Source organism: Pseudactinotalea sp. HY158 (assembly GCF_009660225.1).
Taxonomy (GTDB): domain Bacteria; phylum Actinomycetota; class Actinomycetes; order Actinomycetales; family Beutenbergiaceae; genus HY158.
This window is the reverse complement of the sequence record NZ_CP045920.1, coordinates 2,462,595-2,481,434: the sequence shown is the minus strand read 5'-3', so window position 1 is coordinate 2,481,434 and position 18,840 is coordinate 2,462,595. Positions and strand designations below refer to the sequence as shown.

Annotated in this window: 17 protein-coding genes; 6 read left to right on the top strand and 11 right to left on the bottom strand. The window is 72.1% G+C overall.

The features are described from left to right. The first annotated feature begins 24 nt into the window (after positions 1–24). Both GCE65_RS10925 and GCE65_RS10920 read left to right on the top strand, forming a co-directional pair. Positions 25–177, top strand: coding sequence for a hypothetical protein (locus GCE65_RS10925; protein WP_153878410.1), 153 nt, complete (start codon positions 25–27; stop codon positions 175–177). An 865-nt stretch (positions 178–1,042) separates the two neighbouring features. Further along, positions 1,043–1,612 (top strand): hypothetical protein, encoded by a 570-nt coding sequence (locus GCE65_RS10920; protein ID WP_153878409.1) that lies wholly within the window; start codon positions 1,043–1,045, stop codon positions 1,610–1,612. 178 nt (positions 1,613–1,790) lie between these two features. Here GCE65_RS10920 and GCE65_RS10915 read toward each other — a convergent pair whose 3' ends face one another. From GCE65_RS10915 to GCE65_RS10895, 5 genes are all read right to left on the bottom strand, one after another. Next, positions 1,791–2,612 (bottom strand): polyphenol oxidase family protein, encoded by an 822-nt coding sequence (locus tag GCE65_RS10915; protein ID WP_228759905.1) that lies wholly within the window; start codon positions 2,610–2,612, stop codon positions 1,791–1,793. Then, positions 2,605–3,405: a carbohydrate ABC transporter permease gene (locus GCE65_RS10910; RefSeq protein WP_153878408.1), complete on the bottom strand. Its 801-nt coding sequence runs from the start codon at positions 3,403–3,405 to the stop codon at positions 2,605–2,607. The genes GCE65_RS10915 and GCE65_RS10910 overlap by 8 nt, the downstream gene beginning before the upstream one ends. Positions 3,406–3,412: 7 nt before the next feature. Beyond that, on the bottom strand, positions 3,413–4,279 hold the full coding sequence (locus tag GCE65_RS10905) for a carbohydrate ABC transporter permease (protein WP_153878407.1): 867 nt from the start codon (positions 4,277–4,279) through the stop codon (positions 3,413–3,415). A 33-nt stretch (positions 4,280–4,312) separates the two neighbouring features. Continuing rightward, on the bottom strand, positions 4,313–5,674 hold the full coding sequence (locus GCE65_RS10900) for an extracellular solute-binding protein (protein ID WP_153878406.1): 1,362 nt from the start codon (positions 5,672–5,674) through the stop codon (positions 4,313–4,315). Positions 5,675–5,770: 96 nt separating this feature from the next. Further along, positions 5,771–6,868, bottom strand: a complete 1,098-nt coding sequence (locus GCE65_RS10895; protein ID WP_153878405.1) for a PfkB family carbohydrate kinase — start codon at positions 6,866–6,868, stop codon at positions 5,771–5,773. A 63-nt stretch (positions 6,869–6,931) separates the two neighbouring features. Here GCE65_RS10895 and GCE65_RS10890 point away from each other — a divergent pair, with 63 nt between their 5' ends. Both GCE65_RS10890 and GCE65_RS10885 read left to right on the top strand, forming a co-directional pair. Beyond that, a complete protein-coding gene (locus tag GCE65_RS10890; protein ID WP_153878404.1) occupies positions 6,932–8,281 on the top strand; it encodes a 6-phospho-beta-glucosidase in 1,350 nt (449 codons plus the stop codon). Beyond that, positions 8,278–9,375, top strand: a complete 1,098-nt coding sequence (locus GCE65_RS10885; RefSeq protein WP_228759904.1) for a TIGR03557 family F420-dependent LLM class oxidoreductase — start codon at positions 8,278–8,280, stop codon at positions 9,373–9,375. The genes GCE65_RS10890 and GCE65_RS10885 overlap by 4 nt, the downstream gene beginning before the upstream one ends. Before the next feature lie 98 nt (positions 9,376–9,473). On the opposite strand, the gene GCE65_RS16290 is transcribed toward GCE65_RS10885, so the two are convergent. Beyond that, positions 9,474–12,605, bottom strand: coding sequence for a hypothetical protein (locus GCE65_RS16290; protein WP_194928678.1), 3,132 nt, complete (start codon positions 12,603–12,605; stop codon positions 9,474–9,476). 650 nt (positions 12,606–13,255) lie between these two features. Between GCE65_RS16290 and GCE65_RS10875 the strand changes: the two genes are divergently transcribed. Both GCE65_RS10875 and cofE read left to right on the top strand, forming a co-directional pair. Further along, positions 13,256–13,483, top strand: a complete 228-nt coding sequence (locus GCE65_RS10875) for a hexameric tyrosine-coordinated heme protein (protein WP_153878403.1) — start codon at positions 13,256–13,258, stop codon at positions 13,481–13,483. A 118-nt stretch (positions 13,484–13,601) separates the two neighbouring features. Continuing rightward, entirely contained in the window at positions 13,602–14,348 is a 747-nt protein-coding gene (gene cofE, locus GCE65_RS10870; protein WP_153879240.1) for a coenzyme F420-0:L-glutamate ligase, read from the top strand. Here cofE and GCE65_RS10865 read toward each other — a convergent pair. The 5 genes from GCE65_RS10865 to GCE65_RS10845 form a co-directional block, all read right to left on the bottom strand. Next, complete coding sequence (locus GCE65_RS10865; RefSeq protein WP_152818430.1) at positions 14,332–15,165, bottom strand: ABC transporter ATP-binding protein; 834 nt, start codon at positions 15,163–15,165, stop codon at positions 14,332–14,334. The two genes, cofE and GCE65_RS10865, sit on opposite strands and share 17 nt — an antisense overlap. Next, positions 15,162–16,334: an iron chelate uptake ABC transporter family permease subunit gene (locus GCE65_RS10860; protein ID WP_153878402.1), complete on the bottom strand. Its 1,173-nt coding sequence runs from the start codon at positions 16,332–16,334 to the stop codon at positions 15,162–15,164. The genes GCE65_RS10865 and GCE65_RS10860 overlap by 4 nt, the downstream gene beginning before the upstream one ends. A 4-nt stretch (positions 16,335–16,338) precedes the next feature. Further along, entirely contained in the window at positions 16,339–17,343 is a 1,005-nt protein-coding gene (locus tag GCE65_RS10855) for a putative F420-0 ABC transporter substrate-binding protein (RefSeq protein WP_228759903.1), read from the bottom strand. A gap of 169 nt (positions 17,344–17,512) precedes the next feature. After that, positions 17,513–18,340 carry a hypothetical protein gene (locus GCE65_RS10850; protein WP_153878401.1) on the bottom strand — a complete coding sequence of 276 codons (828 nt, stop codon included), beginning with the start codon at positions 18,338–18,340 and terminating at the stop codon, positions 17,513–17,515. Continuing rightward, positions 18,337–18,834: an RNA polymerase sigma factor gene (locus tag GCE65_RS10845; protein ID WP_153878400.1), complete on the bottom strand. Its 498-nt coding sequence runs from the start codon at positions 18,832–18,834 to the stop codon at positions 18,337–18,339. The genes GCE65_RS10850 and GCE65_RS10845 overlap by 4 nt, the downstream gene beginning before the upstream one ends. Positions 18,835–18,840 lie beyond the last annotated feature (6 nt).

Genomic DNA, 18,840 nt, shown 5'->3' with positions numbered 1-18,840 from the left:
GACTAGGCGAAGGTTGGCTGCGTCGTGAGCAACGACCGCACGAACGTGACGGTGACCCGAGTCGGACGTGGCGCGACAATGGTCGTCCCGCTCACGAGCTACGTGTCTCGCATGTTCCCGTTCCAGGCAGCCCGGCCCGCGGTCGAGACCGGGATCGATCGCGACTCCGTGGCGTAGGAGAAGCGGATTGGTGCGGTCCGCGTCGAGCCGATCGGACCCCGGCCGGGACTCCTGCCGGCCGTGTTCTTAGAGGTTGGATGTCGCACTCCGGCTTCACCTCGACCTGCGACCGGACGCGTCCAGCTGTTCCGGCTCGGTCGAGAATGAGGCTGTCGTAGTGAACGCATCGAAAGGCGACGATAACCTTGATCTTGAGAGGGAACTGGTGCGGCCGCCGGAGCTCCCCGGCGAAGGGGATGGTCGGCTCTCCTGCGGTGCGGTGGTAGGAGAAGAAATAGCTCGTCGGTCAGGGGTCGCAAGCCGGTGTCGGTCACGTCGCGCACACCCGTGCCCGCCAGGTGCGCGCGGAGCCCCGCCGGGGCATCTATCCCCGATGTGCCCCAGCGGCCAATTGGCCGCTGCCGGTGCCTGGAGGGCAGCATCGATAGAAGTTGCCTCCAGTGCGTAAATTCTGCGTGGCGGTGTGCCGATAACGTTGGGCTGGCATGCCCATGTAGCTCGCGACTTCGCGCAACTTGTGCCGGCTCTCGAGATGGAGTGCCGCCGGGTAGATCAGGAACTGGTTCAATGGGTCTGAGTCAACAGTCTCGTCATCGTCCACCGACAGAAAAGAGCCCGAATGCGATTCAATCCTGCCCCCGGGTGGCCCCCAGTGCCCACAGGATGGATGCCCCCGCCTGGATGGCAGCCCGATCCCTATTGGCCGCCGGCTCCACCTGGGTGGCAATTCTACGTCGCGGACGAGTACGGCGTGCCAGGTAGCGTGGCGGGCGCACCGCAGAAATCACCAACCCCGCCCTGGCATCCCGGGCAGGCGCCTCCGTACGGCCAGCCCTCCCCGGCGACGCCATGGACACCGTTCGTGTGGGCGCCTACGAAGATTGAGAATATCGCGGCGTGGGCGCTTGTGGCTACGCCGATATTGTGGCAGCTCGTCTCCATCGCATTGCTTCAAATGAGTTTTTCGAGTGTAAGTGCGGGTGCGATGCTGATATTTTTCGCGGGAAATAGTCTGCTCTGTGCCTGGGATGTCATGAACCTACGGAAGGCGGGCCTTGCGCCGAGGGTATCCACGTGGTTTGCTGCAATTTTTCTCGTGCCCGCCTACCTTGTGTCTCGGACGCTGCGGTCAAAGCAGACATGGTGGATACCGTCGCTCTGGGTCGCGTCGTTCCTCCTGGCCATCGCAATGATGCCGCTCGTCGCCATTGCGGGTGGTGTTGAGTACGAGGCCGATTTTCTTGAAGATGAGATAGAGTCGGATCTGGCAGAGTACTATTTGCTTCCCAATTCACGCGTTTCGTGTCCAGATCCCGCAATCGCCCCAGTGGGATCGATTATTGAATGTGACGTATTCTTCGCCGATGGGACGAGTGACTCAGCAATCATCGATGTTCTCGATTGGACGGGGACATGGAATTGGTCAATGTAGCTGACTTCTCTACTGGCGCCGAGGATGGTTGAGCCCGCGTGGTTGTTGGCTTACAGGGAGGACTGACGTACATCACAGTTTGAAGTGACTCGAATACGCAGATGGCGTGACGAACGGTAGATCCGGACCCCGGATCGGGTGACCGAGGTGCCGGATCTGCTGTTCGACCGATCACCTGTTAGCGGAGGAGCCCGATCACCCCGGCGAAGCGGCCCGTCGGGGCGCCGGCGGCGCGGCGGTAGGAGAAGAACCGCTCGTCGGTGAGCGTGCACAGGCCGGTATCGGTCACGTCGCGCACGCCCGCGGCCGCCAGCTGCGCGCGAATCCCCGCCGGGATGTCGATCGCCGGCGTGCCCCAACTCGTGGTCGAACCGGTCGTGGGGACGACGCCGCTCACCTCGGCGCGCAGGCTCGCCGGCACCTCGTAGCACTCGCCGCAGATCCCCGGGCCGATCGCGGCCCGGACGCGATCCGGTGCGGCGCCCGCGCGGATCATCGCCGCGAGTGTCGCCGGGACGACGCCGGCGGCCAGGCCCGCCCGGCCGCAGTGCGCGGCGGCCACGACACCCGCCTCGGGATCCGCGAGCAGCAGCGGCGTGCAGTCGGCGACCATGATCGCCACCGGCGTGGTCGAGGCGGTGCACCAGGCGTCCCCGGTCGGCGGTGCCGCATTCGAGCCGGCCGGCCGCGATGACCCCGGCGAGATCGGCATGTGGCGGGAGTCCGCGTGGGGGAGGCGGGCCGGGTCGAGCACGCGCACCCCGTGCACCTGGTCCGCGTAGGCCACCGGCGCCCCGGCCCACGCGTCGACGAGGGCCCGGTTCGCGCGCACGGCCGCCGGGTCGTCGCCCACGTGGTGGCCGAGGTTGAGCCCGGCGAACCCGGCGCCGGAGGCACCCCCGGCCCGGGTGGTGAAGAACGCGCGCACACCCGGCCCCAGATCGACGGCGACGACGCCGCGCCGGGGCGAGCGGGCGCCGTCCATACGCTCGTTATTCACGGACCGCCCCCTCGATCATGCCGCGGATGAAATGCCGCTGGAGGAACAGGTAGAGGACGACCACGGGCAGGGCCACGAGCACCGCGCCCGCGGCGAGCAGTCCCGTGGCCTCGACGTGCTGCCCCTTGAACAGCGCGAGCGCGAGCGGGGCGGTGCGGAACGCGCCGTTGGGGCTCATGACCAGCGGGATGAGGAACTCGTTCCAGGTCCACATGAACGTCAGCAGCACGAGCGTGGTCACGGCCGGGCGCCCGATCGGCACGAGGATCGACCAGAGCACGCGGCGCGGGGAGGCGCCGTCGAGGGTCGCCGCCTCGATGAGCGCCCGGGGCGCGGCCCGGAAATAGGCCCGCATCCAGTAGGCGCCGAAGGCGATCGACTGGGCGATCTGGGGGAACGCGACCGCCCAGAGCGTGTTCGTCAGGCCGAGGCCGCGCAGGTCGTAGAACAGCGGAACGACGATCGCCTCGGTCGGGATCATGAGCCCGAGCAGGAACAGCGAGAACACGATCCCCGAGCCGCGGAAGGTCATCGTGCCCAGCGCGTAGCCGGCGAGGATCGAGCACAGGGTCGCCGTGGTCACCACGACGACGGCGACGAGCGCCGAGACGCTCAGGTAATGCCCGAACCGGCCCTGCGTCCAGGCGCTCGCGAACGTGGCCAGGCCGCCCGGCGAGGTGGTGCTCGGGGCGAGCGCGGTCGTGAGGATCACGAGGATCGGGGCGAGGGCGAAGGCCGCGAACACGAGGAGCACGACGTAGTTCATGACCCGCTCGGGCCGGGAGACGATCACCGCCGCCTCACCCTGCGGGCCGGTCGACGAGCTTGTTCACGATGAGGTTGATGCCGAAGATGAGGATCGCCAGCGTGACGGCGATCGCGGCGGCCGAGCCGACGGCGCCCTCCCGGAAGGCGCGCGTGTACACCTCGTAGGCGGGCACCGTGGTCGAGTTCCCGGGCCCGCCGCCGGTGGTGACGTAGACGAGGTCGAAGGTCTTGAGCGCGGCGATGATCGTCAGGGTCAGGGCCACGGCCATCTCGGCGCGCACGTTCGGGGCGGTCATGGCGAAGAACTCGCGCACGGGGCCGGCGCCGTCGATGCGGGCCGCCTCGTACATCTCCTTCGGGAGCTTCGCCATGCCGGCCATGAGCAGCACCGTGACGAGCCCGAGCTGGACCCACGTGCCCACGACGCCGACCGCGGGCAGGGTCCACGTGTAGTCCCCGAGCCAGGGGATCGCGAGGTTGTCGAGGCCGATCGCGCGCAGGGCGGTGTTCAGGGTGCCGTCGGGGGCGTAGATCTGGCGCCAGGCGACCGCGACGACGACCATCGCGATGACCTGCGGCAGGAACACGACCGTGCGGAACATGCCCAGGCCGCGCACCCGCCCGTGGGTGAGGATCGCGGCGAGCGCGAGGCCGAGCGCGAGCGGCACGAGCGAGAAGAAGCCGATGAGCACGAACGCGTGCCCGAAGGCCGCGCGCAGCACCGGATCGGCGAGCAGGTCGGCGTAGTTCGCCAGTCCGACCCAGGTGGAGGCCCCCAGGCCGTCCCATGCGTACAGCGAGAACTGGGCCGAGCGCGCCAGCGGGTAGAGCACGAACGCGGCGAAGATCACCAGGCCCGGGGCCAGGTACAGGTAGGGAAGGTGTCGGGGGTGGCGCATGGTCGCGCGGGGCCTCGCTGTCGGGGACCGGGTTCAGCCGACGAAGGCCGCGTAGTCGGCCTCGAGCGTGTCGAGGAACTCCCCGGGGGTCGACTGCTCGCCGATGAGGTCCTGCAGGGCGGCGCCGATCGTGTCGGCCATCGTCGGGGTGGCCCAGTCGAGGTAAGGGAGCAGGTGCCCGGTCGTGGTCACCTCGCCGAACGCGGCGAAGACGTCCTTGTTCACTCCCGTGGCCGGGGCGAGGGCGGCGGTGTCGTTCACGGGCATGTTGCCGGTCTCGGCGAGGATCGTCATGGCGTCCGGGCTCGTGATGAAGTCGAGGTAGCCGGCCGCGGCGTCGGCGTGCGGGCTGTTCGCGGTGATCGCGAACGGCAGGCCGGTGGCGCCGGTCGTGGCGAGATCACGCCCGGCTGGGGCCGGCGGGGCGAAGAAGCCGACGTCGTCGCCCATCGCGGCCTCGAGGTCGGCCGCGAGCCAGGACCCGGCGATGAGGTAGGCGGCGCTCCCCTTCGAGAAGTCCGCCCAGGCCGCGTCGTAGTCCGTGCCGTTGGGGCCGTCGTTGAAGTAGCCGTCCTCGACCCACCCCTGCAGGGTCGCGGCGGCCTCCTCGTTGGCGTCGGTGAGCCACGTGCCGCCCGCGTTGCCCATCGCCAGGGTGGCGATCTCCTGCGGGTCGGCGAACTGGCCCTGGATCGGCCCGAAGACGTGCACCGCCGGCCAGCCGTCGAGGTTGCCGAGTTCGAGCGGCGTGGCCCCGGAGTCCTTGATCGTGGCGAGGGAGTCGGTGAAGTCCTCCCACGACCCGGTCACCGTGGCCAGGTCGAGGCCGGCGTCGGCCAGCGCCGACGTGGAGTAGAACACCCCGACGACCTCACCCGTCTGCGGCAGGCCGTACACGTGGCCCTCGCCGAAGGTCGTGCCGTCGTCGGAGTAGGAGCTCATCGCCAGCACCGACGGCGCATACCGGTCGGTCCAGCCGTAGGCGTCGGCGTAGTCGTCGAGGCCGCGCAGCAGTCCCGCGCCCACGAAGGCGCCCATGACGGAGCGGGAGTTGTTCGCCTGCACGACGTCCGGGGCGTCGTTGCCGGTGAGCGCGCCGCGCAGGGTGGTCTCGAGGTCGTCGAAGCTCTGGGAGTTCCGCTCGATCGTGATGTTCGGGTAGGCGTCCTGGAAGGCCTCGTTCAGCCGGGTCATCTGCTCGTCCTGCCCGCCGCGGACCTCCTGGTCCCACACGGTCAGGGTGATCTCGCCGAGGGAGGCGAGGTCGGTGGAGACCTCGGTCGGGGTCTCCTGCTCACCCGAGCCGGTCGCGTCGCCCGCGCCCGGCGCGCAGGCCGCCAGCGCCAGGGCCGCCGCGGCGATGCCGCCGATTCCGATCCATCTCGAAGACGTCATCTCGACCATCCTTGTCCTCTGCCCGCGCAGACGTGATTGATGCTTCAAGTGTGGCACGGATCGGCGCGGGCCTGCCCGCGGTGGGGCGGCGGTCGCTCAGTCGCGGATGACCCGTGGTGGGAGCGGGTGATGATGGAGGTCGGCGTCGGAGAATGCGGCGATCGTCGCCTCCGCCCGGCGCACTGCGCGCAGCGCCTCACCGGGGAGGCAGTCCGCCAGGAACCCGTACTCGGCCCTCGTGTGATCGACCCCGGGGATCCCGGCGGCCGCCTGCGCCTGCACGCTGTGCCACCAGTCGGCCACGTCGCCCCAGCCGGGCGCCGAGAGGCTCCCGCCGAACTGCTGCACCGCCAGCGCCGAGCACAGCACCCCGAACCGCAGGCGTTGCTCGAGCGGCCAGCCGCGCACGGTACCGGCGGCCAGGGCGGCGGCGAACACGTCCCCGGCGCCCGTCGGATCCACGGCGTTGACCAGCAGGGCCTCGGCCCGGGCCTCCTCCCCGGTCGAGGAGTCGATCGCGATCACCCCGCGCGCCCCGTCGGTCACGACCGCGAGCGGCACGTGCTCGGTCAACGCGTGCAGCGCCGCACGCGCCGATCCGGTGCGCGTGTAGCCCATCGCCTCCTCCGCGTTCGGGGTGAACGCGTGCACGCCGGCGAGCCCGTCGAGCAGTGCCCGGTCCCATTCCTGGGCCGGATCCCAGCCGGCGTCGGCGAACACGAGGGACCCGCGGTCGGCCGCGGTGCGCCACCAGGGCGCATCCCGCATGATCGGGTCGCCCATGTCCACGAACACGGCCCGGGCGGGCGGGGGGTCGCCCATCCGGTCCCCGACGCACTCCGGGGTGGGGTGGCCGTGGGTCACCATCGAGCGGTCGTCGTCGATCGCCAGGCTGACCGTCACCGGCGTATGCCAGTCCGCGTACCGGCACGAGTGGCTCAGGTCGATGCCCTCCTGCCGGGAGAGGGTCTCCCACATCCAGTCCCCGTACAGGTCGGTGGAGAATCCGGCCACGAGACCGGTGGTGAGGCCGAGGCGCGCCGTGGCCACCGCGAGGTTGGCGATCCCGCCGGGGGAGGAGCCCATGCCGGAGGTCCACACCTCGGTGCCGGGCGCCGGGGGATGGGGGAAGCCGGTGAAGACGATGTCGAAGAAGACGGTGCCCGAGAGGAGCACGTCGAAGGGTTCGGTCATGGTGACGACCAGCCTGCCAGATCGACCGGGCGGCGCGCGGGTGCGACGCGGTACCGTGGCCCCATGCGTCTGACGATCCTCGGCGGCGGCGGGTTCCGCGTGCCGCTGGTGTATTCGGCCGTGACGGCCGCCCGGCACCGCGTCCCGATCACCGAGGTCACGCTGCACGACAGCGATCCGGCCCGCCTCGCGGCCATGGGCCGGGTGCTCGAGGACTACCGCGGCGACCACCCCGGGGCGCCCGCGGTGCGCCTGGCCGCGAGCGAGGTCGAGGCGATCACGGGAGCGGACGTCGTCTTCGCGGCCATCCGCGTGGGCGGTACCGCGGGGCGTGTGCTCGACGAACGCGTCGCCCTCGGCCGCGGCCTGCTCGGCCAGGAGACGATCGGGGCGGGCGGGCTCGCCTACGCGCTGCGCACCGTGCCGGTGATGGAGCGCCTCGCACGGCTCATCGCCACCCACGCCCCGGATGCGTGGGTCATCAACTTCACGAACCCGGCCGGCATGATCACCGAGGCGATGCGCGCCCACCATGCGCGCGTCGTCGGCATCTGCGACACCCCGATCGGGCTCGTGCGCCGGGTCGCCCGCGTGCTCGACCTCGACCTGGGCGACTGGTCGGGGGTCGACGTCGGCTACCTCGGGCTCAATCACCTCGGGTGGCTCAAGCAGCTGATCGTGGACGGCGTCGATCGCCTGCCCGCGCTCCTCGCCGATGCCGGGCTGCTCGAGCGCATCGAGGAGGCACGCCTGCTGGGCCTCGAGTGGGTGCAGACCCTCGGCGCGCTGCCGAACGAGTACCTGTACTACTACTACTTCGCGCGCGAGGTCACCGCCTCCGTCAGCGGTGCCGCGGCGACCCGGGGGGAGTTCCTCGACGTCCAGCAGAGCGGCTTCTATTCGCAGGTCGCCGAGCATCCGGGCATCGCCCACAAGCTGTGGCAGACGACGCTCGACGAGCGCGAGGCGACGTATATGGCCGAGGCCCGCGGCGCCGACGAGGAGCGCGAGGAGGCCGACCAGGGCGGCGGCTATCACGAGGTCGCGATCGATCTCATGGCGGCACTGCTCGCCGGTGAGCGGAACGCGATGATCCTCGACGTGCCCGGTGACGGCGCGATCCCGGATCTTCCCGACGACGCCGTGGTCGAGATGCCCTGCCGAGTGGATGCGGCCGGGGTCCATCCCATCCTGCCGGCCGCCCGACTCGGCCTCGACGAGCTCGGTCTGGTCACCGCGGTCAAGGGCGCCGACCGGCTGCTCATCGAGGCGGCCCGAACCGGCTCGCGCTCGCTGGCGTGGCGGGCGTTCGGCAGCCATCCGCTCGTCGACTCGGTCGCCGTGGCCCGCGGTCTCGTGGACGACTACATCGCCGCCCAGCCGCTCATCGCCCGGGTGCTCACGAACCCGTGAGCGCCGGCCGACGCGCCGGGCCGGCCCGGGCGAGAGTGGGGACGACGTCCGGCCGGGTCGCGCAGGCCGGCGAGGGCGCCGCGCCCCTGACTCGCGCGGGCGGCCGGGTGCTCGGTTATGCGCCGATGCTCGAGCAGGTCGGGCCGCGTGAGGCGGTGCGCCTCATCCGCCGCTCGCACGAGGTCGGTCTCGGCGGGGTCATGCTCGCCGACGTCTTCCAGCCGTGGACGCCGGTGCAGGGGGAGGCGGGGGCGCTGTGGCCGGTGCTCGCCGCGGCGGCCGAGCATACGAGCGGGGCGCTCGGCGCCGTGTTCACGCCCTCGTACCGGTGGCATCCGGCCGTGGTCGCCCAGCACGCGGCCACGATGGCCGACCTCTTCCCGGGGCGACACTGGCTCGGGCTGAGCGCCGGGGAGGCCCTGAACGATGCGATCACGGGGGAGTACTGGCCGCGCCCGGCGGAGCGAATCGCCCGGCTGTTCGAATCCGCCGACGTGATCGGCCGGCTCTTCACGAACTCGGCCGCGGGGAAGGACACGAGCCACGACGGCCCGCATGTCCGCCTCGAACCGGTGCGGCTGTGGAGCGTGCCCGATGAGCGCCCGCCGGTGCTCATCGCCGCGGCCGGTCCCGTGACCGCGCGCCGCGCCGGCCGCAGCGCCGATGGATTCATCACCCTCGGGGGCCCGCCCGAACGGCTCGCAGGCCTGCTCGACCGGTTCCGGCTCGGGGCGCGGGAGGCCGGCCGCGATCCGGCGGCCGCGACGACGGTCGTGCGGCTGCATCTGTCGTGGGCTCCGGATCGTCGCGAGGCGGAGGAGCAGGCCTTGGCGCGCTGGCCGAACGGGGCGATGAGGTTCCCGAAGGCCGATCTGCGCTCGCCGTTCGACTTCGCCCAGCTCGCCCGGCTCGTGCGCGCCGAAGACTTCGGGGACTTCGTGCACGTGTCGGCTGATCCGCTCGAGCACCAGGCGTATATCCAGCGCTACCTGGACATCGGCTTCACCCACGTGTATCTGCACGAGGTGGGGGCGGATCAGGACCGCTGGCTCGACGTGCTCGGCGAACAGATCATGCCGGGCCTGCGTTACTGAGAAGGCTTGTCGGCGAGAGCATCGCCCCACGGCTGCTACGTCGGTCACCCGGTCACCCGGTCGGGCCGACGGCCGGCGTGGTCAGACGGCCGGCGTGGTCAGAAGGGTGGTTCGTCGGGCCGGCAGGCGTCGGCTGCGGCGTCTTCTGCCAGGCGTCTGGCGGTGCGGGCCTGGTCGGCTCTCTTGATGATGTCGTGGTTGCAAGCCTCGAGGATGTCCCGGTTCTCGAGTGTGCCCTCGGACCAGTGGGCCCGGTTCGCCCGTTCCCGCTGCGGGGACATCGACCCCGTCGCGGACCGTTCGCTCGCGCCGGTCACGCCGGTTGGGCCGGTTGCGCCGGTCGCACAGGTCGCGCCGCCCACGCCACCCACGCTTGTCGCGCTTGTCGCGCTTGTCGCGCTTGTCGCGCCTGTCGCGCCTGTCGCGCCGGTCGCACCGGTCGCGTCGGTCGGGCCGGTCGGACCGTTCGAGCCGGTCGGGCCGCCCACGCCGTTTGGGTCGTTCGAGTCACGGTGGTCGCTCGTCTTGCTCGTCTGACCCGGCTCGTCTGGTTCGTGGATGCCGGTGTTCTGGGTGTCGTAGGTGCCCCACGGGGTGCGTAGGAGCCGTAGGCCGTGGGGGCCGGTCCACAGGTAGGTGCCGGTATCGAGTTTGACGTAGGTCCAGGCCGCATGCCGGCCGCGGGACGCGGCGTCGGCGCGGGCGTGGGTCTTGAGCCGGTGGTGCGCGCGACACAGCGGGGCGAGGTTGCACAGGCAGGTCGCCCCGCCGGTGGCGACCTCGGCGCCGGCGTTCGGGCCGGTGCGGGGCCGGGTGGTGTGCCAGGCATGGATATGGTCCAGGTCGCAGGCGCGGGCGGTGCGGGTACACCAGGGGAAGGCGCATCGATCCTCGGCCAGGACGAGTTGTTCACGCAGCCGCTCGGAGGGGGTGTAGCAGTCCGTGGCGAGTGGCTCGTCCAGGTCCAGGACCGGACGAACGATGATCTCCGGCGCGAAACACGCCAACCCGCTACCGGCCGCACCCGTAGCACCCGTAGCGCCCGTAGCACCGGCAGCGCCGGCAGTGCCCGTAGCGCCGGCAGCACCGGAGCCGGGGCGGTCGACCGATGCCCCGGGCCGGATGGTCTCGCCGGCCCCGGCGGCGACCTCGGTGGTTCCGGGAGCGGTGGACACACCTGTGCTGTCGGTCCCGCCCATTCCGGGCAGGACGGTCTCGCCGGCCTCGGCGGGGACTACGGTGGTTCCGGGAGCGGTGGACACACCTGTGCTGTCGGTCCCGCCGGTTCCGGGCAGGGCTGTCCCCTCAATGCCGTCAGATCGGCTGCTGCCAGATCGGTGCCTGCGCCGGTCGAGGATCGGGCCCGCGGGCGGGCCGTCGGGTGGGCCGGTGGGCCGGGTGAGGCAGTCACCGGTGCAGGGGCGTCCGTGCGGGGTGAGCGCGGATGGGCGGTAGAAGATCGGGGCGAGTTCAGCGGCGCTGATGAACGTGCCGGCCGGGATGCCGCGGGCCTCGATACGCACCGGCGTCCGCCGCAACCGGCCAGGATCGATCCCCAACGACGACCCAGTCGACCCAGTCGGCCCGGTCGGCGGCCCGGTCTGTGGCGCGGATGCGCGCGTGGCGGGCCTGCCGGCGGCGTCATCGCCGTGATCCGCGCCGGCGCCGCCGCCGCCAGGTGCCGGCGGTGGTGGTGGGCCGGTGTTCGGGATGCCGAAGGGGAACAGGTCACGGGCCTGGACGTGCAGGTACATCAAGATCTTGCCACGCGGCACACCCGCCCCACCCGTGGTCACCGGAGCGCCCATCGTCACCGGGCCGCCCGTGGTCACCGGGCCTTCCGGACCGGCCGGACCGGCCTCGAGCGTGACGCTCAGAGCACTCGATGCGGCCGATGTGCCGGCCGGGTCGTCGTCGTGGCGGTTGCCGGTGCAGTTCGGATCCCCACACCAACTCGGCCCTGCCGGCCCATCGTTCGGCCCACCGGGCGGTCTGTCGGGCAGCTGGGCACCGTTCGGCCCACTGTTCGGCCCACTGTTCGGCCCACGGTTCGGCCCGCTGTTCGGCTCGCTGGTGGGGGTCTGGGGTGGGGTGAGGGGGTGTTGGCCGTCGTAGCGGAGCCGGGCGAGGTCGCCCATCGCGTAGGAGCGCAGCTCGCCGGCGGTCAGTTTCCAGCCCTGGGCGGTGAGGGTGGCGGCGAGGTGGTCGATGACGTCTTCGAGGATGCGGCCCTCCACGACGGGCAGGACGGCCTGCACGCTGGTGTCCCCGGTCCCGTTGCGTGCGTGCTTGAACACGACGTCTCGTGCCGGTGGCGTAGCGAAGCGTTCCTCGAGGTCTTCGTACTCCTCGGGCATGTGCTCGATCAGGGCCCGCTTGATCAGGCCATCGAGCTGGGCCTGCCCGAAGTTCAAGGGCACGAGGTCGAGCTGGGCATCGACGTAGCCACATGCCTCTTCCGAGAGGAACAGGGTCGCCCGGGCGAGGGTACGGGCCCGCCACACCCGCGTCCGCCCGGCCATGGTCCGGGCGAACAGGCGCGGTAGCCGCACCCGCAACTGCTCGGCCTCCAGCAGCAGCCGCTCGGCCGCGCCCAGACCCATCCCGGCCGCGGTCGCGAACGTCGAGATCGAGAACTCCTCCACCGTCCACAACCCCCGCACCCCCGTGCCCGGATCGACCCCCAGATCGGCCCCGTGCTCACCACCCGAGACCACGAACCTCGAGACCCCGGCCCCGGAGCTGGAGGTGGCCGGCTCGCCGGCCGCGGGAGAGGAGGAAGCACCTGCAAGCGTGCCACTGGCCGAGGGCGCGGGATCGGCACACGCGGCGGTGGCGTCACCGCCGGTGGCGGACTCGCTGGAGGACGGCGGCGTGGTGGTGGTCGCCGGGGCATCCATCGAATCAGAGCCCGTGGCTCCCGCGCCGGCCACGGCCCCGGAGTCGGCCCCGGTGCCGGATCCGGTTGTGGCCGGGGTGACCACGTGGCCCTCCTGCTCCCAGATCGCGTTGCGGGCATGGGCGCGTTCGGCCACGAGCCGCGGCGCACCGGCCAGGTCCTCATCGCCGTCATAGTCATCGGCGATCACGAACGGATGCCACTGCACCCACGTCGCCGCCAACGCGAGCTGCTCCAGCTTCAACCGATCCACCCCCTCGCGGCCCTGACGCAGCCGAGCGACCAGGCCGGCGTCATCGCCCACCTCGCCCACCAGCTGCTGAAGTTCCATACCAATCATGGTCTCAGCGACCACCGACATTCCCCCGGCCCCAACCGTACAAGGACACCCAGGAACGCGACCGGGGAAACAACTCGAAGAAATTGTCGAGCAGGTCGGCGGGCTTCCAAGCGATCGAAGGGAACCGTGCAGCGTTGGTCGACGTGCAGCGATGGTCGAGGTGCAGCGATGGTCGACGTGCGGGCGGTCTGACGTCGATGATCCGGGCGGGTGAGTGGGACGCGGCCGGGACCGGCCTCGGCGTGGGCCGCGGTGGCATCGACGTCGAGGGCGGACGATCCGGAAGCGACGTGGGCCGCCGCGACGAGGGTGGTCGGCATCGGCAGTGACCGTGGCATCGGTAGTGACCGTGACATCGGTCGTGACCGTGACATCGGGAGGAACGTGGCGCTACGGGAGGAACGTGACGCTGTGGGAGGGCGCCGGCCGACCGGAAGCACAGAACCCCTGGGGCGGATCACACCCGATGCCCGCGGCCGCAAGGCCCGATAGGCCCAGAAGCCGAGTACCCGACCTGGAATACTGACGAGGATGGCGAGACGAGCGTCGACCCGCGTGCGGTCCGCGTCACAGCGTCCACCGGCCCCATGGCCCGGGGGACCGAGCGAGCCGCACGCACCCCAGGAGAAGTGGAGAACGGCATGGCAGTGTGGCTGGAATCGCTCATCACGGCAACCCCGCAGGAGGGGTTCGAATTGGCGATCACGCTCTCGCGGAAGGGAGTGGGGTACACCCAGCCCTCCCCGGAGGCTCGGGAGGCACTGCGGGGAGGGTACGCCAACGACGCCGATGCACTCACCGCGGCCTCGCAGGTGATCGCCACGAACTTCCAGACCGTGGCGGCCGCGAACAACTATTGGCGCGACTGACCGGGATCACCGCTGGGGCGGCGCCTGCCGATGAGGTCGGCCGGCCCGCCGTCAGGCGGAGCGCACGGCCACGCCCGGCGCATCGAGCACGTCACGTACCTGCCAGGATGGAGCCGTGATGCTCCTCGCCCAGGCCCCCGACGGCCTCCCCGTGTTCACGAGCGGTGACGACGTCGCCGCGCTCCTCACCCCGGCGCTCGCCACCCTCACGTGGCCCGACGGGTCCTCGGGGCTGCGGGACGGAGACGTCGTGGTGGTCGCCTCGAAGATCATCGCCCGGGCCGAGGGGCGGCTCATCGCCGCGAAGGACCGGGAGGAGGCGATCGACGCCGAATCGGTCCGCGAGGTCGCCCGCCGCGAGTATCCCGACGGCACGGTGCTGCGGATCGTCGAGACCCGGCACGGATTCGTGACGGCCGCGGCCGGGATCGACACCTCGAACGTTCCGGCCGGCACCGCGCTGCTGCTGCCGCAGGATCCGGACGCCTCGGCCCGCCGGCTCCGACGCGGACTGCGCGCCCGCCTCGACCTGCGCCTCGGGGTGCTCGTCACCGACACCGTCGGGCGTCCCTGGCGCCGCGGAGCCGCCGACATCGCGATCGGAGCGGCCGGGATCGACGTGCTCGACGACCTGCGCGGGCAGGTCGACCTTCAGGGCCGGGAGCTGCGGGCCACCGTCATGGCCGTCGGCGACGAGATCGCCGCCGCCGCCGAGCTCGTGCGCGGCAAGACCACCGGCCGTCCCGTCGCCGTCGTGCGCGGCCTCCACTCCCACGTGATCGAGGACGACGGCCCGGGCGCCACCGCCGCTGTGCGCACCGCCGATGAGGACCTGTTCCGCAGGGGCGTCAGCGGCGCGGACTGAACACGAGCGCCGAACCGGTGGCGCCGTGCACCCATTCGGCCCGCACGCCCCACACCCGGTCGATGAGGCCGGGGGTGAGGATCTCACGGGGCGGCCCGATCGCCGCGATGGCGCCTGCGTCGAGTACGACCACCTCGTCGCAGATCTCGGCGGCCATGGCGATGTCGTGCAGCGCGACGAGCACCCCGGCCCCGGCGGCGGCGACCGCGCCGATGACCTCGAGCAGATCGAGCTGCGCGCGCAGGTCGAGATGATTGGCCGGCTCGTCCAGCAGCAGCACCCGCGGTGACTGGGCGAGCGCCCGCGCCAGGTGCACTCGCTGCCGCTCGCCGCCGGAGAGGGTCGTGAACGACCGGTCGGCCAGCGCGTGCACCCCGGTGCGCTCCATCGCGGCCGTCACGAGCTCGGCATCCGCCGCGGTCGCCGTGGCCAGCCGCGACTGGAACGGCAGCCGCCCGAGGGAGACGACCTCGGCCACGGTCAGGTCCTCGTGGGGCTGGGCATCCTGCTCGACCATCGCGAGCTGACGCGCGCGCACCCGGGGCGGGAGCGTCGTCCATGATCGACGCCCGATGCCGCCGGCCTCCCCGAACCACAGGTCGCCGGAACTCGGCCGCAGGGCACCGATGACGAGCCGCAGCAGCGTCGACTTGCCCGCGCCGTTGGGTCCGAGGACGCCGGTGATCCGGCCGGCGGCGATGCTCAGATCGACCCGGGAGAGCAGCTCATGGCGCGCCCGCGCGCCCGAGATCACGTAGGTGAGGCGCTCGGCCCACAGGTCCGTGACACGCAGATCGGTGGACGTCGCGGCGCTCATCGGCCGCCGCCTCGACGTCGGCGGGCGAGCAGGACGGCGAACACGGGCGCCCCGATCGCGGCGGTGAGGATGCCCACGGGCACCTCGAGCGGCGCGAACAGCGTGCGCGCGGCGGTGTCGGCCCAGAGCAGGAAGATGCCGCCGCCGAGCGCGGCCAGGGGGAGCACGACCCGGTGCCGGGTGCCGGCGACGAGGCGCACCATGTGGGGCAGCACGAGGCCGACGAACCCGATCGAGCCGCTCACGCTCACCAGCGCCCCGGTGAGCAGCGCGCTCGCCGTGAGCAGCAGCCATCGGGAGCGCACGACCCGCACGCCGAGGGAGGCCGCGGTCACCTCCCCGAACGCGAACGAGTCGAGGGTCCGGGCGGAGGCGACGAGCACGGCGCCCACGAGGATCGTCGCGGCGGCCGCGATCGCCACCGCCGCCCACGTGGCACCGGAGAGGGAGCCGAGCAGCCAGCCGAGGATGTCGCGGTAGGAGTCGCCGCGGGCGGTGGTGAAGATCGCGAACGAGACGAGCGCCGAGAGACCCTGGGCCACGGCCACCCCGGCGAGCACGAGCCGGTGCGGGGCCGCCGATCCGCCCCCGATGCTCAGCGTGAGCAGGAGGGCCGCCATCGCGCCGGCGAACGCGGCCACCGGCAACAGGATCCCCACGCCGAGCAGCAGCACGAGCACCGCGCCGAGCGAGGCGCCGGAACTGAGGCCGAGCAGATACGGGTCGGCCAGCGGGTTGCGGGTGACCGACTGCATGACGGCCCCGGCCAGCGCCAGCCCCGATCCGACGAAGACCGCCACGAGGATGCGCGGCGCGCGGCCCTGCCAGACGATCGCCTCCCGGATGGCCGAGAGCGGGCCCGGGCCGGGATCCCCGCCGAGGCCGATCGCGGCGAGCGCCTCCCGGACGTGGTGGGCGGCGGAGGCGAGCACGTCGGCGGGCCGCAGCGGTTCGATCGAGCCGGCCGCGGTCGAGTTCGCGGGCCCGATGGTCAACGCGACGACGAGTGAGGCGACCAGCAGCGCGAGCCCGGCGACGATCCAGCCCGCGAGCGCCACCCGGCCGCGGCCCCGTGCGGGCGGCCGGCGCCGCGGAACCGCCTCCCCGGGGGCCGCCTCCCCGGGGGCCGCGGCGCTGGATCCGCGATCGGGACGCTGGGTCGTGGTCATCGGCTCATCCCTGCGCGAGGGCGTCCAGCTGCTCGGCGAGGTCGGCCGCCGCCCAGGCCGTGCGCACCCCGGCCTCGCTCGCGGGGAAGGGCACCACGAGGTAGCGCTCGTTCGCGACCGCGTCGAGGGCGGCCGTGACGGGATTGCCGGCGAGCACCTCACGCTTGTGCTCCGCCGTGTTCCAGGTCGAGTCGACGAGCACGATGACGTCCGGATCGGCCGCGGCCACCGCCTCCCAGGAGACCGAGGCCCACGTGTCGTCGATCCCCGCCTCGATGTTGGTCAGGCCCGCGGTCGACATGATGAGCTCGGGAGCCCCGATGCCCCCGCCGACGAACGGGGTGTCCGATCCGGAGGAGTACCAGAGGGCGGTGAGATCGCCCGTGGCGGGCTCGATGGTCTCGAGCAGCCGGTGCTGCTCGGCCACGAGGTCGGCCGCCGCGCCGGGGACGTCGAGGATCCGGCCGACCTCCGTGATCTGGTCGAAGACCTGCTCGAACGTGAGCGGATTCGGCTGGAACTCCGGCTCCTGACATGCGGCCGGGAGCACGTACCCGGCGATGCCCAGATCGGCCAGGTGGTCGCGCTCGCCCACGCCGTCGGCCGTGAGGTTCGACTCCCAGCCGGCGACGATGAGGTCGGGCTCCGCCGCGAGCACGACCTCGGCGGCGGGCAGCTTCTCGGCGAGCACCGGGATGCCCTCCTCGGCCCACTGGTCCGGCACCGGGCCGTCGGCGAACGCGGTGCCGACGAGCCGATCGCCCGCGCCGAGGGCGAGCACGAGCTCCGTCGCCGCCGACTTGATCGTGACCACCCGCTCGGGCGGGGCCGGAAGGGTCACCTCGACGCCGCAGTTCGTGACGGTGAGCGGGAAGGCGCTGCTCGCGGGCGATGGCGTGGGGGAGGGGCGCGCGGCGGGATCCGGTCCGCCCTGGCAGGCGGCGAGGGTGAGTAATACCGCGGCGCCGGCGGCCGTCAGGAGGCGGGTCCGGCGGGAGAGATCGGGCACGGGACATCCCTCGTGGAAGGCAGGCGGATGGGTCGCCGGCAGTTCTGCCGGGGACGTCGCGGCCAGATCGAGCCGGAGTTCCGCGGGCACGAGCGCCCGGTGTCCGGGGTCAACGATAGCCCGATCCGAGCCGGGAGGATCGACCCCGCGGGCCCGCGGTCCGTCCGGCTCAGCCGGGGCCGCTGAAGTCGACCGAGTCCAGCTCGAGGGTGCGCACCGACCCGTCGGCGGTGACCGTCAGCTCCGCACCCGGGGCGTTGTCGCCCGGGTACCAGGCGACCCACCACCCCTCGTTCAGGCTCGCCTCGATGGGCGAGCCCGCGCCGTCCGTGATCTGCACCCGAGTGACCCCGGCCGCGTACGTGCCCACGACGGCGCTGAAGGTGCCCGCGCCGCCCTCGGCGCCCCAGCCGAGCACGATCTCCTGCACGGCCACGGGATCGGCCTCGGCGCGGGCCGCGGCGACGTCGAGATAGGTCGTGCTCAACGGGGCGACGATGCCGTCGCTGCGCTGGCTCACCATGCACAGCCCGAGCGGATCGTGGCCCGTGGCGTCGTCCCGGCCGAGCATGACCGCGAGGGTGTAGGGCCCGCGCTGCTCGGCGAGCACGGGGGAGAGGTGGATGTCGTCGGCGTCGGGGTCCATGACGTTCCAGGGCGGCAACCTGTCCGGGCACGCCGCCACCATCACCTGCGGGTCCACCTCGATGGGCGTCGCCGTCCAGCCCGCATACGCGGTCGAGCCGCCGAGGCCGCTCAGGCCGATCGCCCCGGCGACGATCAGGGCCCCGGCTCCGACCGCCCCGAGCGCCAGCCGCATGGAGTGCCGGCTGCGGCGGGCGGGCACGATCGATTCGATGTCGACCACCTCGTCGGCCGCGATCCGCGCGTCGATGCGGGCGCGCAGCGCCGCCGAGTCCACCGTGAGCCCGGCCGCCGGGTCGAGCTCCCCCAGGGCGTCGAGCAGCGGGCCCTGGCCCGCTTGGTCCTGCCTCATGTCGTCTCCCCTCGACCGTGTTCGATCAGATGGAGCAGTCGCCGTCGGGCCCGGAACAGCCGGACCGCGAACGCGCTCGAGCTGATGGAGAGAACCTGGGCCGCCTCGCGGTGGGAGAGCTCGTCCCAGGCGACCATGCCCAGGACCTCCTGCTCGCCGGCCGTGAGCCGCTTCCACGCTGTGACCAGGTCGGCCCTGGTCGCGATGGCCCCCTCGATCCCGTCGTCGGGCACGATGCCTTCTGCGATGCGGACCGCGGTGTCTCGCCGGCGCGCCGCGGCCCGGTAGTTGTTGCGGATGATGTTGCGCGCCACCGTGAACAGCCACGGCCGCTCCTCGGATGGGACCTCGTCGATTCGGCGCCAGGCGACCAGGTAGGTCTCCGCCAGGACGTCCTCGGCGATGTCCGGTTCGGTGCGGCGGCGGATGAAGGCCAGCAGCTCGCGGTGATGAGCCCAAAGCTCATCGAATCTCGCGTGGCTGCTGGCCGCCATTCCGTT